Source organism: Cellulophaga sp. F20128 (assembly GCF_023015805.1).
In the GTDB taxonomy this organism is placed as follows: domain Bacteria; phylum Bacteroidota; class Bacteroidia; order Flavobacteriales; family Flavobacteriaceae; genus Cellulophaga.
The window spans coordinates 58341-74212 of the sequence record NZ_JALKBA010000009.1 but is presented as its reverse complement, the minus strand read 5'-3'; the positions used below and the strand labels follow the sequence as shown (position 1 = coordinate 74212).

Genomic DNA, 15872 nt, shown 5'->3' with positions numbered 1-15872 from the left:
AAAATATTTAACCTATTTTGTGCATATGAATGAAGAAAAATTAAACACCATTTCTCATGGGTTTGGAGTGATTTTAGGAATAATAGGGCTAATTGTTCTCTTGGTGTTTAATACGTATAAAACGCCATTTTCCGTGTTTAGTTTAGTGGTTTATGGCGGTTCAATTATTTTGTTATATACCGCATCTACCCTCTATCACGCAACAATTAACCTAAGGTTAAAAGAGAAATATAGAATTTTAGATCACAGTAGTATCTATGTTTTAATTGCGGGTACCTATACCCCAGTTGCCTTAATTACATTAGAAAATGGGAATGGATGGTTTATTTTTTGGGTGGTCTGGGGCATTGCACTTGTGGGTGTTGTTTTAAAATTATTTTTTACAGGCAAATTTGAAACACTTTCATTACTACTGTATTTGGCAATGGGTTGGCTTATTGTATTCGATTATCAGAATTTGATACTTAATGTAAGTGAAACAGGTTTGCTGTTGGTATTGTTAGGAGGTTTACTTTATACTGTTGGAATTTTGTTTTACGCCATAAAAAAAATACCATACAATCATTTTATATGGCATCTTTTTGTTTTGGGAGGCAGTTTAGCCCACTTCTTTTTTGTTTTAAGCTTAATTTAAAAGATGATTTTTAGTGGTTCATTGGGCTGTCATCACAATTTAAATTGCCAGTGGTATAATGAATTCCATTTAAAAAATAAGTCAGTAACTCAGGGTTCTCAAAGCTTTGTGCATTATGTGATGGTGAAGAATAAAAAACTCTTCCCTTACCATATGTTTTTATCCAAGAAATATATTTAATGGTATCTTTTACTTCCTTCTTTAACCCCTCTAACTCCGTAGTATCGATATAAAGCAGGGGTTTAAAGTTGTAGTCAAAATAGGCGTTATTAAAAAAATAAGGCTCATCTATATGAGAAAATCCTTGGCCCTTAAAGCCCTTAACCATAGGATGATTGGCATCGACCAATTTCACATTTATTTCTTGTTGCTTCGGGTGGTAATCAAAACTACCACCTACCATTTTACTAAATTCAGCAGATTTGTTTTGCATCACAATGGCGCCGTGCATAAGCATTAATCCGCCACCTTGAGCCACGTATTGTAACAAATTTTCTTCCAGTTCTTCCGCCTTTAATTTAACTTCAGCTTCACTGAGACTTTTGTCTTCTTTTAGTTTGTCTAAAAATAAATTGCGATGGTCGCCTATAGAGCAATTGTTATTTAAGACAATGGCATCATATTTTTTTAAATTCTTTTTATTGAAAATTGCGATGTCCTTGGATGTGGTAACTGTATAGGCTCCAGATTTTTCAGCAATGACCTTAATTACAGCCTCGGTATGTGGTATTACCCAGTGATTAAAACCTGTGTGCAAGGAAAAAATTAATATATTTTTCTGTTTTTTTCCATTGAAGTCCATTTTAGCAGGGGCAATTTCTTCAATTTTTGAAATCCAGTCTTCAGTGGCTTCAAAAGGTTTCAGGCTTTGTGCAGATACAGTGACATAAATTAAAGATAAAAGAAAGGTGATCCATGTTGTTTTCATAATGTGTTTTTATTTAAGAGTAGATTCTCTAATGATTAATTTGTGTTTTAATATAATTGAATTGGCAGATTGTAAATTTATGTTGCCATTTAAATGATTAATAATGCTCTGTCCCGCCAAGATACCCATTTCATAACCAGGGTAGTTAATAGTAGATAAGCTTGGATTTATTATTTCTGAGATTGGATTATTATTAAAACCAATAACTTTAATGTCTTCCGGTATTTTATAATTCAATTTTTGTAATTCTTTAACGCACTTTACCGCCATAGTATCATTAGCAACAAATATACCATCAATCTTATTTGGTGATTTTAGGATATGCTGAATAACGTCTTCAATTTTAGTTGGGTCCAAATCTGTTTCTAAAAGTTGTTCCTGAGAGAAGGGCAAGTTGTATTTCTCTAAGGCTTTTTTAAAACCCAAATAACGATCTCTATATACGGTTCTCGTAAAGCTACCACTAATATGCAGAATGTTTTTACAGTCTTGTTTAATTAAATGTTCGGTGGCATCAAAACCAGCAGCTTCATTGTTAATTAAAATTGTAGTGCAATTATTTAAGTCTAGGACACGATCAAAAAATAACAAAGGAATTTTTCTGTTCGTGAACATATTAAAGTGGTCATAATTGGTTGTTTCGTAGGCTAAAGAAACCAATAGGGCATCTACACCACTATCCAATAATGCTTTTGTGTTTGATATTTCTTTTGCTTCTGATTCTAAAGATTGACTTATAATTAAATTGTACCCTTCACTACTAGCCGCACTTTCAATCCCTGCTAAAACGGTAGACATAAAGTAGGAATTTAATTTTGGAACGATTACACCTAAGGTGTTCGATTTTTGATTTCGAAGATTGGCTGCAAATTTATTGGTTCTATAGCCCATCTCATTAGCCAACGCTAATACCTTATCCTTGGTTTTTTTGCTGATAGAAGCATGATCGTTTAAACTCCTGCTAACAGTTCCTGGCGAAACCTTTAACTGTTTTGCAAGATCATATATGGTGACTTTTTGACTCATTTTTTGTTTAGTGAACGCTCATAAATTTAATTAAATAAACGTGTATACCTCTTTTTGATCAGGATAATTATTTTTAATTGAACGATTAATTTCGGCGCTAAAATACACAATTAAATGGATTTTAACGCAACAAAATTGCGTAAAATTCGTGGGCTATGTATAAAACTGATGTTATAAATAGCAGTTAATTAGGGTTTTGCTGTTATAAGTTTAATTAAATCCTTAAAAATGGATGGTGTTTGCTTGCTAAATTATAATTATTTGCGCAATCGGTTGTTTTATGTTTATTTTTTTTACATATTTGTTTTGGGTTAACATTTGTTTAACAAAAACTGCTGGTAAATGCTTAATCCTATTGCAAACAATTAAACGAAAACTTTATGAAAAAAACATTCGTATTATTTATTAGTATGTGGTTAACGACTATTGCATGTGTATGGTCACAATCTACAACGGTAACCGGGAAGGTTACAGACGCTTCTAATGTTCCTATTCTTGGAGTTAACATTATGGAGAAAAATACATCAAATGGTGTTACTACAGATTTTGATGGCAACTATGAAATAAAAGTAAAAGACGCCAATGCAACTCTCGTGTTCACTTATGTTGGTATGAAAACTACCGAAGTACAAGTATCTGGTAAATCTCAAGTAAATGTTAGCTTGGAGGAAGATGCATCAGCCCTAGATGAGGTAGTTGTAGTAGGATATGGAACAGTGAAAAAATCCGACTTAACTGGCGCTGTTGGCCAAATTTCTTCTAAAGATTTAGAAATTGAAAAACCCAATGACGTATCAGATATGTTGCGTGGTAATATTGCAGGACTATCCGTAGGTTTTAGCACTTCTGCAAAGGGCACAAGTGGATTTCAAGTGAGAGGAAATACCACCTTAACTGCAGGTGGGAGTCCGTTAATTGTTTTGGATGGTACTATATATAATGGGGATATTTCTGATATAAACCCGGTAGATATTGAGTCTGTTAGTGTTTTAAAGGATGCTAGTTCAGCCGCCGTTTTTGGAGCTAGAGCTGCAAATGGCGTAATCACCATAACAACAAAAAAAGGAAGTGGAGGAAAACCATCCATAAGCTTTAGCTCTAACATTGGGTTTACATCCTTAAGTGATGATCAACCAGTTTATGGTCCTGATGGCTATGTAAACTGGCGGAAAGATGTGATGAGAAGTACAAATGTAAGTGCTGCACCAGAGCAATTTTCGGATCCAAGAAATTTAAGCGGAGTTTCCGTTACTGATTGGTTAGCATATGATGGCTCAACAGGGGATCCTGTTGAAGTGTGGCTGCGTAGATTAAATTTACAGCCTGTAGAAATTGAAAATTATTTAGCAGGGAAAAGTATAGATTGGTATGATTTAACCTTCCAAACGGGTGTTAGGCAAGATTACAACTTAAGTCTTTCTGGTAGTTCAGAAATTGTTAAATACTACTGGTCTGTTGGTTCAACGGTAAATGAAGGGGTTACTATTGGTGACAAATTTACCACCATAAGAAGTAGGTTAAATCTAGAAGCGGAGGTTAATGATTTTATTACCGTTGGTTTAAATACACAATTTGCTGAAAGGGATGAAGGATCGGTAGCTGTTGAAAATAGAATTACACAAAATTCACCTTGGGGGTCTTTTTATGAGGATGATGGAACAACGTTAAGGCTTAGTCCGCAGGATGACACTGGCGCTGGAGCTCGTAATCCGTATCTACCCATGGAATTTACAGATAGAGTGACAAAATACAACACCTTGAATGCCAATTTATTTGCAAAAGTTAAATTGCCTTTCGGAATCACCTATCAAGTAAACTATACCAATAGATATACTTTTTTAGATGCCTTTAACCATAGATCTAGCAAGCACCCAGAGTGGCAATCTTTTGGCGGAGATGCAAGTAGGAGAAATGCCAAATCCTATGAATGGCAATTGGATAATATCTTTAAATACAATACAACCATTAACGATGTAAATAAATTAGATTTTACATTTCTGATTAATGCGGAGAAGTACCAATCTTGGGACAATACGATGTCTAATAAAGGTTTTGATCCTAATGATAATCTTGGGTATCATAATATGGGAGCAGGTATTTTACCTGAAATTTCGAGTAATGATCAATATAGTACAGGAGACGCTTTAATGGGTAGGTTTAATTACTCTCATAGAGATAAGTATTTTATAACATCATCTGTTCGTAGAGACGGGTATTCTGCATTTGGAGTGAATAACCCACGAGCAGTCTTCCCTTCTTTTGCTACCGCTTGGGTGTTATCCGAAGAGAATATGTTAAAAAACAACAGTTGGATAAACTTTTTAAAACTAAGATATTCTTGGGGTGAAAATGGAAATAGAGATATCGGTAGGTATGCTGCACTTTCAGATTTAAATACAGGTAAATATCAGCTGGTAGATAATAGCAACAATGTGTATATTGTATCTCAGTTATATGTAAACACCTTGGCGAATCCTAATCTTAGATGGGAACGTACAGTAGCTAATAATGTTGGAGTCGATTTTGGTTTTGTAAATAATAGAATTTCTGGATCTATCGAATTGTATAAAGCTGTTACCAAAGATTTATTGGTAAGTAGGTCTCTTCCAAATATTATTGGTTTTAATAGTATTTTAGATAATTTAGGTGAAGTTGAGAACAAGGGGATTGAGTTTTCTTTAAGTACTAGGAATATTGATACTGAAAACTTAAAATGGAATACCTCTATTAATTATTCAATGAATAGAAACAAAATTGTACACCTTTATGGCGATTTACAAGACGTTTTAGATAAAGATGGAAATGTAATAGGGCAAAGAGAAGCTGATGATATTAGTAACGGTTGGTTTATAGGTGAAGCTACCGATAGGTATTATGGATTAAAAACGAATGGTGTTTATACTACGGATGAAATAGCAGAAGCTGACCGTTATGGGGTTAAACCTGGTGACTTTAAAGTTGTTGATGTTAATGATGACGGTTTGTATACCAATGCGGATAGGCAGTTTTTAGGATATTCAACCCCTAGATTTAGATGGACAATGAGGAATCAATTTGAAATTTATAAGAATTGGAACTTTTCATTTATGATGTACTCTTATTGGGGGCATGAAGGAAGCTATAACCAAGCAAAAAATCAAGGTTTTGGGGATAGAACAAGTTCGTATGTATTACCTTATTGGACAGAAGAGAACCAAATTAACAATGCAGCCAGGTTGTTTTCAAGCAATGGTTCTGCCAGCTATAGTGTTTATGTTGATAAATCCTTTGTGAGGTTACAAAACATATCGTTAGGGTATACACTACCTAAAAAACTAACAGAAAAATTTAAAATTTCTTCTTTAAGATTATCAGGAAATATTAAAAATGTAGCGGTTTGGACTAAAGAATGGGATTTTTGGGATCCTGAGAATAGCGGAGCCACACCAAGAACTGTTACAGTGGGAATAGACGTTTCGTTTTAAATTTTTAATAAATAAAAACATAATTATGAAAAAATATAATACTAAGAACAAGTATATTATTGCTGCAATTACGGTTATGCTTGGCATTACAAGTTGTTCAGTCGATTTTTTAGAACCAAAACCACTTTCTTTCTATGCGCCAGAGAATACCTTTATAGATGAGGATGGGATGAGAGCTGCAAATATTACCAACCTAAGAAATATGAGGTATGAATGGTATGGAGATGCAGCGCCAATAATTACCCAACATATATTTTCGGAAGTTGCGATAGAAGGTACGACCGATAAATCTGGCCCTGCTCAAGATTTAAATCTATTGATTCTCCCCGACAAAAATTTAAATAGCACCAATACAAATAGAATTGGATGGTATTGGTATGAGGGGTTTAAAGGAATTAAGTATGCCAATACAGTGATTACACGGATCGATAACGCTACCTATCCAACGGAAGCTGTTCGAAATGAAATTTTAGGTACGGCTTATTTTCACCGAGCATATCGCTATTATAACTTAACCCAGTGTTTTGGAGATGTACCATTTATTCCTGGTGAGGCACAAGGGCCAAAGCTCGATTTCTTTTCTAATACGCGAGAAAGTATCTTAATAGAACTAAAAAAGAACTTGGAGTTTGCGGCACAATGGGTGCCCGCAGTAATGGATAAAGGTGAGGTAAACAATGCCGCAGTAAACCATTTGCTTACCAAGGTGAATTTAGCCTTGGGGGAGTTTGATGATGCTATTGATTCCGCCAATGCAGTTATTAATGGAGGTGTACATGCATTAATGACGGCACGTTTTGGTGTTGATGCCAGCGATCCTACAAAAAATGTTGTTTGGGATTTACACCAAGCAGAAAATAAAAGTTTACCTGCAAATACAGAGGCTCTTATGTTGGTTATAGATAGATTAGATGTTGAAGGTGACCTCAGTGGTGGTACTCAAATACAAAGAAATGCGGTTCCCTTATGGTGGAGTGGTTTTAATACACCTGAAGGAAATAGAGGTACTTTTGATGACCCGGCAGACCAGTTTGAGTTGATCCAGAAATACGGCAGAGGTATTGGCAGGTGTAGAGGTACTTCTTATAGTACCAAACATATTTGGAAAGATGAAAACGATTTAAGACATGCGCCAGGAAACTGGGTGAATATGGAAGATATTGTTTACAATAACCCTTCATTAGTAGGTCAAGGAGATTCGTACTATGGGAAAAACTTGCAATTATATACAGATGATGGGTTAAATATTTTGTGTAATGATACCATAAGAAATTTTTATGGATGGCCTCAGTATAAATTTGCTATTGATGATCCTGAACGTTTAAAGCCACAAGGTGGGCATTCAGATTGGTATGTATACCGTATAGCAGAAACCTATTTGCTACGCGCAGAAGCTTATTTCTGGAAAGGTAATACAGCCTTGGCTGCAGCAGATATTAATGCTGTTAGAAATAGAGCAGGAGCTGCTGATGTAACTGAGGTGACTATTGCTACTATTTTAGACGAAAGAGCAAGAGAACTTTATTATGAAGAGCCCCGAAAAGCCGAATTAAACCGTATCTCATACCTTTTTGCAAAAACGGGTAAAACGGCATACAATGGTAAAGTATATTCTATGAACAACTTTAGCCAAGTGAATTTTTGCTATGACAGAATTATGGAGACAACAGATTTTTATAATAAAAATGTGTTTACGAGACATGGAGATGAATATACAATGAGTCCATATCATGTGCTTTGGCCAATTCCTCAAGATGCAATTGATTCAAATTCGGGAGGTGTTATTAATCAAAATGAAGGATATCCAGGGGTTGAAAACAACAAGCCACCTTTAACGGAAATTCCGGTTAATGAATAAAAATAAATACAATGGGCTTCTTAACTTGTTAAGGGGCCTGTTGTTTTAAATTTTTTTTAGTCGGAATATAAACGTTTTTAATTTTTTAGGAGCACCCTGAATTCCTTAAGAAAGTTTTGTTATTCTCTCTGTAGTAGCAAGAAGATGACAAAGGCAAAAAATAGATGCTTATTAGTATAAAAATAACTATTTATTTAAAAAAAGTTGCAAAGGAAAGTGTAGGTGTCAATTCGTTTTAATTTTAGTAAATTTAGTTGCGAAACCAGTATTGGAACCGATACCATAATTTGAATTATGATTAAAAATGTTAAACTAGTGCGTATCTATTATTTTACGGCAGTATTGCTTGTAACTATAGTGAGCTGTAAGCCAAACAATACGAAAGGAGAAACAAAAAGCAAACCCAATGTTGTTTTTATTGCCGTAGATGACTTACGACCAGACTTAGGTGTGTATGGTAATGAATTTGTGCAAACTCCAAATATGGATAAATTGGCGCAACAAGGTGTATTTTTTACAAATCATTATGTGCAAGTGCCAACCTGTGGCGCTTCAAGATATAGTTTAATAACGGGTTTAAGACCACGTAAAAAAAGTCAGCTTGGCAATAATATATTTGCTCAGGAAGTTGCAAATCAACCTGAAAAAACCGCTCCTGAGTCCTTTGTACATCAATTGCGAAGAAATGGATATTATACGGTTGGTATTGGTAAAATAAGTCACTCCGTTGACGGTTTGGTGTATGGCTATGAGGAAGAACCATCCACCAAGAAAGAAATGCCGCATAGTTGGGATGAATTTCATTTTAATAGTGGCAAATGGGGGACAGGATGGAATGCTTTTTTTGGCTATGCCGATGGTGAAAATCGTCAAAGTTTAAAAAGACAAGTGAAACCCTACGAAATGGGTGCAGTTGATGATAAAGGGTACCCTGATGGTTTAACAGCGGAATTAGCCGTAAAAAAACTAGCGGAATTAAAAAACAAAAAGCAATCCTTTTTTCTTGGAGTAGGTTTTTTTAAACCCCATTTACCGTTTAATGCTCCTAAAAAATATTGGGACCTGTACAACAGAGAAACTTTGCCACTATCACCAAACCCATTTATTGGGGAAGGTGTTAACCAGGCCAGCCTGCAGAGTAGTGGTGAATTTAATGGCTACCAATTAACGGATGAAAAAGCAGGGTTGAAATCAAAATTATCGGATGATTATTCCCGAAAATTGGTGCACGCATACTATGCATCTATTAGTTATGTTGATGCTCAAATTGGAAAAGTACTTGATGAAATAAAGGCCTTGGAGCTAGAAGAAAATACAATTGTTGTGGTTTGGGGAGATCATGGTTGGAATTTAGGAGATCATTTGGTATGGGGAAAACATACCTTATTTGAGCGGTCTTTAAATAGTCCCTTAATTATTAAGGTTCCTGGTACGGCTTCAAAAAATGCAAAAATAGAAACCATAACAGAAACGGTAGACATTTACCCTACCATATTAGAATTATGTAATGTAGCATCAGCTGCCGATATTGATGGCGAAAGTCTAGTGGCTTCAATGCGTAATCCTACATTAAAAAAGGAGGATGTAGCCTATAGTTATTATAAAAATGGGATTTCCATGCGAACCAGTCGCTATCGACTTACCAAATATTTTAGGGATGCAAAGCCTACTATTGAGTTGTATGACCATGAGGTAGACCCCTATGAAACAAAAAATAGAGCCATACTAGATACAACCGTTGTAAATGTACTGATGCCTCTTTTAGAAAAGGGAAATACGGGACTTTATGGAAGTAAATAGTACGTGTTAAGAGTAAGATAAAAATTAAGGATTAAAAAAGAATACACCAAAATGAAATTAAATATGAAGAGCATGGGAAAGCCGTTTAAAATTATTTTGGCACTAGGCGTTATACTAGGATTAAATGCCTGTGATTTTCTAAAAAAAGAGGGGCAACTAGCAGATGTTCAAAAAGAGGTGGACAAAAAAAGTAATTTGGAGTACATCAAAAAGGATGGTAACCTACTGGTTACATTAAACAACAAACCTGTTTTAAACTATAGGTTTGGTTTTATGGAGGCCCCTAAAGGAAAGGATAGTTTGTTTAGGCGTTCAGGATTTATACATCCACTTTGGTCCCCTAATGGCGATACGTTAAGTAGGGTACAACCACCGGATCACATTCACCATTATGGTGTATGGGGTCCTTGGACCAAGACCAAGATTGAGGGCAGAAGTGTCGATTTTTGGAATTTAGGAGAAGGGCAAGGAACGGTTCAGTTTAAAGAATTGAAAAATATAGAATCTAACCCGAATTCTTTATCGTTTGTAGCCCGGCAGGAGCATTTAGATTTTGGCGCTACACCAGAAAACCGAGTAGCTATCATTGAAGACCTACAACTTAAAGTGTGGGATTTGGAGAATGACGCCCGGTATATGATCGATTATAATAGTAAGTTTAGTTCGCCACTAAAAAATGGTTTGTTGTTTGAAGCCTACAGATATGGTGGAGGAATTGGGTTTAGGGCAGCTGAAAGTTGGACTAATAAAAATAGTACGGTGCTCACCTCTGAAGGTAAAGACCGACTCACGGCTGATGGGACTAATGCACGCTGGTGTATTGTAAGTGTTGAAAGCGCTGAAAAATCTAAAAGTGGTATTTTGTTTTTAAGTCACCCAGAAAATAGGGAACACCCTGAGCCTATGCGCGTATGGCCTATAGATGCCAATGGAAATCGTGGAGATATGTTTTTTGAGTTTAGCCCCATTAGAGATAAAGATTGGGTGATAGAATCAAATAAAGAATATCAATTACAATATAGAATGGTGGTTTTTCAAGGGGAACTTACCAAGGAAGAAGCAGAAGAGTATTGGATAAAATTTAGTAAATCAAAATAAAATCATAAAATATGAAAAGAAGAAAATTTATAGGGAATACAGCTTTAGGAACTGCTGCAATGGTAGGTTTTCCAACTATTGTACCAGCGAGTGTATTGGGGAAAGATGCACCGAGTAATAAAATAAACATCGGTCAGATTGGTTGCGGAAGAATTGCAAAAGATCATGATATGCCAGAAATAATGCGGTTCAATTCAGCTCGATTGATTGCAGTAAGTGATTTGGACTCTAATCGTATGAACGATGCCCGGATTCGCGTAAATGATTTCTACAAAAAGCAAACAGGAAATGAAAAATATGTCGCAGCTAAGATGTATGATGATTACAGAGAAATGTTGTTAAACAAGGATATTGATGCGGTGGTTATTTCTACGCCAGATCATTGGCATTCGCAGCCAGCTATGGAAGCCGCATTGGCAGGTAAGGATATTTATGTGCAAAAACCAACATCATTAACTGTTCGGGAAGGGCAACAATTACGAGCTGTTGTTCAAAAAACAGGAGCCATCTTACAGGTAGGTACACAACAGCGTGAAATGCCACAATTTAGAGTGGCGGCAGAGTTGGTACGTAATGGTCGTATTGGAAAAATACATACCGTAAAAATAGGATTGCCAGGAGATCCTGCAGGACCAGATGCACCGGCCATGCCAGTGCCTAGTAATTTAAATTATGACATGTGGTTGGGTTCTACACCAGAAGTGCCATATACAGAAATAGGAGTACATCCGCAACAAGGATATTCGCGTCCAGGGTGGCTTAGACAGCGAAAATATGGAGCAGGGATGATTACGGGTTGGGGACAACACCATTACGATTCAGCCGCTTGGGGGATGAATACAGAATTATCTGGGCCTTCATCAGTTGAAGCATTGGCAGAATTTCCAAAATCGGGCTTATGGAATGTTCATGGTGACTTTTTTGTAAAGCATGAGTATGACAAAGAGGGGATTACAGTTTATACAAGTGGTGGTTACGACAACGGTATAAAATACATTGGTGAAGATGGTTGGATTTTTGTTTCTCGTGGTGCCTATACGGCCTCTTCATCAGACCCAGTTGCACAAGAAAAAAGCTCCAAGGCATTAAATGCATCTAATCCAGATATTTTAAATTCGGTAATTGGAGAAAATGAAACGCATTTGTATAAAATAGATAACCAACACGGAAATTGGTTGGAGTGTATTAAAACTAGAAAAGCACCTATTTCACCTATTGAAAAAGGGCATAAAGCGTGTACAATTTGTTTAATTAGTGATATTGCCATGCAGTTTGATAGAAAATTGGAATGGGACAATGAAAAAGAAGTGTTTATTAATGATCGTGAGGCAAATGCGCTATTGCACAGAGATCAGCGTAAGCCTTATGGAACAGATTATGTTAAAGTTTAATTCTATGCTAAAAAGAAGTATTTTATTGCTTTTAACACTACTATGCCTTGCATGTGGAGAAGACAAGAAGGAAGCTATTGCTGGTAAGGAATCCTTGCCAGCAAAAGTGCGATTAATGACCTTGAATCCAGGACATTTTCATGCGGCACTGGTACATAAAACAATGTATCCGGAAATAGATTCAACAATTCATATTTATGCCCCCAAAGGACTAGAAGTTGACGATTTTTTAAGTAAAATTGAAGGCTATAATAGCCGTGAGGCAGACCCGACCCAATGGAATTTGAAAATCCACAAAACGGATAATTTTTTAAACCAGATGGTTGGTGAAAAAGCAGGAAACGTTATGGTTGTCGCAGGTAAAAATTCTGAAAAGATAGATTATATTTTGGCCGCAGTAAAAGCAGGGATCAATGTTTATGCAGATAAGCCTATGGCAATTAATCCAGAAGGTTTTATAAAGTTAAAAGAAGCCTTTAAAATTGCTAAGGAGAACAATGTCCTCATTTACGATATTATGACAGAACGTTTTGAGAGTACAACCATAATGCAAAAAATGTTTTCAGGCATTCCGTCGGTATTTGGAGACGTAGTAGATGGCACTATCGCAGAACCATCAGTTGTAAAAGAAAGTGTGCATCATTTTTATAAAAATGTATCCGGGAAGCCCTTGGTACGTCCTAGTTGGTTTTTTGACGTCAATGAAGAAGGCGAAGGTATTGTAGATGTGACAACACATTTGGTAGATTTAGTACAATGGGAGCTTTTTCCTAATCAGGTTATAGATACAGCAGCCATAGAAATTGTTGAAGCCAAACGTTGGCCTACGATCTTAACCTTAGAAGAGTTTGCTAACGCAACCCAACAAACTGAATTTCCTGACTATTTACGCAAGGATGTTATAGACGATAAATTGCACGTTTATTGCAACGGAGAAATCATCTATAGGATTAATGGTAAATTGGCCAAGGTTTCTGTTATATGGAATTATAAAGCTCCAGAAGGTACTGGAGATACACATTATAGTATAATGAGAGGAACTAAAGCTAATCTAGTTATAAAGCAAGGTGAAGCCGAAGGCTATAAACCAACTTTATATATAGAATCCATAGATGGTGTAGATTTATTGGCAGAGATAAAAAAAGGAATAACGAATTCTATTGAAGCTACCTATCAAGGAGTTACCGTAGCGCAAGTAGCAAAAGGCGTTTGGAAAATTAATATTCCTGAAAAGTATAAGATCGGTCATGAGGCTCATTTTTCTCAGGTAACCAAAAACTTTCTAAAATATTATAAAGCAGGTGTGTTGCCAGAATGGGAAGTACCCAATATGATTGCTAAATATTATACAACCACAACGGCTCTTAAAAAAGCGATGGAATAATAATAGTATCTATTATTATTCCATCTTTTAATTTCCATTATAGAAATCAAAATTTAGTAGTAATAAAAAAATAAATCGGGAAACTCTGAATAATAAGTAGAGTTGTAGTTTTTAAATTTTGTGTCCATTGTATTAGATACATTAATAAATTTTCTACCTTCCTTAACTGTTTCATTCAAATAGGTATCATAACTGGGTATTCCTTCAAAACTCATAATTTCAATTTGACTCACATTTAAAGCATTAGCTTCGTATAATTGATTGAAGCCCCAAGTCTGAATGTCTTCTGGTAACTCAGGTAAGGTAATTGTAGTTGTGTTTTCACTGTCAAATATTAAATTCCATTGATACGTAACATTTAGACCATTTATGACTGCTACGGACGTACTGTTATCTAGTCGTATTCTTCCAACTTTATGACCCGTTCCACTTTTGACAATATTTATTGTTTTGTTAGATAAGGTTTGGTCAATTGTCCAGCCCGGTACTTGGTAAAAATCCAAAGGTTCGCCTATTCTATCTGTATAGTAATCTTCAATTTGAACTTGATGTCTATAGTTGTAAAAAGTAGAATTAAATGGGTATGAAAGGCCATTTTCAGGATTAAACTCCTGAGTAATTGTAGAACCACCCGCATAAAGCCTATGACTAACACGATCATTGTATTCTTGTTCATTGGCGTAGCCCCATAATTTTAACACAGATAGTTTATCATCAGAATTATTTGAAAATTCTCCACTGTAAAATCTAGTTTCGATACCTTGATTTGTTAAAAGTGATGGATTTAAAACAAAGTCGCTTGTGATTTCATTTTTTTCTAATAGAATATAGCTATCGTCGTAATTTGTTAAGTTCCGCACCGGTAGATATATGTATTCTGAGTCAATGTTATTCGTGATGTTATTTTGTGTGCGTATCGAAATTTCACTATTTTCTTTCGAATAATCGCCACTATATCCAAAGCCTTCAATAGGCATTGAAAGGATATCATCGGGATTAATTCCGGTTACGGAATAACTATTTGATACTTCACTGTCAAATCGATTAGGAGTTTTAAGATTGATACTTTCTAAACCACCACGTTTTAAATTTAAAATTGATGTAAATGCACTGCTGTTACCATATTGACCAGAAATATATTCTGAAAATGTAATCATAAACGCAGTGTCTACATCAATGTCTACAGCTGTATTTAGAATAATTTCATTAGATTCGTTATACACTTGCTTCGTGTCTAGTAGTGTCCCATCTAAACCTGATGCAAAAACATAAAACCTGGCAGATTGTGGATTCTTAAAATTACTCGGGATAGTGATTTTTAAGAGCCTTCGGTATATTTGTATGGGTATTTCAAAAAGTGATGCATTGCCTAAATTATCTTTCGCACTTATTTTTAGGATTCCATCGGCTGTATTGTAATTGTTAGAATTAAAATCAAATTCATATTGAGTTTGGTTTTCAAATGATTGTACAAGTACATCATTATAGTAGATTTTCACGGAATCAATTTCCGAATAGGTGTCATTAATTTCTGGAGTAAAACTGGTTGGATAATCTATAATTTGATTTTCAACTAATTCAGTAAGGGTTATGATAGGACCACTATTGTCAACAATAAATTTAACCGTATAGATCGTTAGATTTTCTGCATTGTCTAGTGCTTCAATTTTTAATGAATTTTCACCATCATCAAGGTTAGAGGTTTCAATGTTTACTTCGTAGTTTTCGTTTTCAATAGTAGAAAGTACTTCATCGTTTATATAAACAATAACTGAATTTAATTCTTGATTGTCACTTACATTGAAAGTAACAATGTTTTCATCACCATTGTTAATTGTATTTTCAACTAAAGAAACCTCAGTAATAGAAGGTTTTTCATTGTCTATATTTATGGGTATTTGCTTTGTGGTAGAATTACCAGATAAATCGGTTGCAACTATTTTTAACGTATAATCTTTATATTTATTAGACGTTCCTTTTTTTGAGGCATAGGTAGAGATATCTATTGAAATATTATAAGGGGCGGTTGAGTCTTCTCCAACTTTATCATCGTTAATAAAAGCTTCTATCTTACGAATACCACCAGCATCATTGGCATTTATAGTAACTTCAATTAGGTTGCTTACAAGCATTGGTGTGTTTGTAGTGGTATTCGCTGCTCCAGAAATATTAAATTCTAAAACAGGAGCAATAACATCAGGCGTTTCTTTGTCGTCAGAAGTACAGGATAAAAAAACAAAAACAAAGGTAATGGTTAGAAATCGGGAAATTTGAAGCATATTTTTTTTG

10 protein-coding genes are annotated in these 15872 nt (G+C 35.2%); 7 read left to right on the top strand and 3 right to left on the bottom strand.

Annotation, left to right across the window (positions count from 1 at the left end; translation table 11 throughout):
• Positions 1-25 precede the first annotated feature (25 nt).
• Entirely contained in the window at positions 26-634 is a 609-nt protein-coding gene (locus MWU65_RS10400; protein WP_247077731.1) for a hemolysin III family protein, read from the top strand.
• A 10-nt stretch (positions 635-644) separates the two neighbouring features.
• Here MWU65_RS10400 and MWU65_RS10395 read toward each other — a convergent pair whose 3' ends face one another.
• The gene (locus tag MWU65_RS10395) at positions 645-1562 is read right to left on the bottom strand and encodes a ThuA domain-containing protein (RefSeq protein WP_247077728.1); all 918 of its coding nucleotides are present in this window, start codon (positions 1560-1562) and stop codon (positions 645-647) included.
• 9 nt (positions 1563-1571) lie between these two features.
• Complete coding sequence (locus tag MWU65_RS10390) at positions 1572-2588, bottom strand: LacI family DNA-binding transcriptional regulator (protein WP_247077725.1); 1017 nt, start codon at positions 2586-2588, stop codon at positions 1572-1574.
• 380 nt (positions 2589-2968) lie between these two features.
• Between MWU65_RS10390 and MWU65_RS10385 the strand changes: the two genes are divergently transcribed.
• From MWU65_RS10385 to MWU65_RS10360, 6 genes are all read left to right on the top strand, one after another.
• Positions 2969-6052 carry a TonB-dependent receptor gene (locus MWU65_RS10385; protein ID WP_247077723.1) on the top strand — a complete coding sequence of 1028 codons (3084 nt, stop codon included), beginning with the start codon at positions 2969-2971 and terminating at the stop codon, positions 6050-6052.
• A gap of 25 nt (positions 6053-6077) precedes the next feature.
• Positions 6078-7910: a RagB/SusD family nutrient uptake outer membrane protein gene (locus MWU65_RS10380; protein WP_247077722.1), complete on the top strand. Its 1833-nt coding sequence runs from the start codon at positions 6078-6080 to the stop codon at positions 7908-7910.
• 294 nt (positions 7911-8204) lie between these two features.
• Positions 8205-9710 carry a sulfatase gene (locus tag MWU65_RS10375; protein WP_247077720.1) on the top strand — a complete coding sequence of 502 codons (1506 nt, stop codon included), beginning with the start codon at positions 8205-8207 and terminating at the stop codon, positions 9708-9710.
• 63 nt (positions 9711-9773) lie between these two features.
• The gene (locus MWU65_RS10370) at positions 9774-10808 is read left to right on the top strand and encodes a PmoA family protein (protein WP_247077716.1); all 1035 of its coding nucleotides are present in this window, start codon (positions 9774-9776) and stop codon (positions 10806-10808) included.
• A gap of 11 nt (positions 10809-10819) precedes the next feature.
• On the top strand, positions 10820-12199 hold the full coding sequence (locus tag MWU65_RS10365; protein ID WP_247077712.1) for a Gfo/Idh/MocA family oxidoreductase: 1380 nt from the start codon (positions 10820-10822) through the stop codon (positions 12197-12199).
• Positions 12200-12203: 4 nt separating this feature from the next.
• Positions 12204-13583 carry a putative oxidoreductase C-terminal domain-containing protein gene (locus tag MWU65_RS10360; RefSeq protein ID WP_247077709.1) on the top strand — a complete coding sequence of 460 codons (1380 nt, stop codon included), beginning with the start codon at positions 12204-12206 and terminating at the stop codon, positions 13581-13583.
• A 53-nt stretch (positions 13584-13636) separates the two neighbouring features.
• Here MWU65_RS10360 and MWU65_RS10355 read toward each other — a convergent pair whose 3' ends face one another.
• Positions 13637-15862, bottom strand: a complete 2226-nt coding sequence (locus tag MWU65_RS10355) for an Ig-like domain-containing protein (RefSeq protein ID WP_247077706.1) — start codon at positions 15860-15862, stop codon at positions 13637-13639.
• Between the last annotated feature and the right edge of the window lie 10 nt (positions 15863-15872).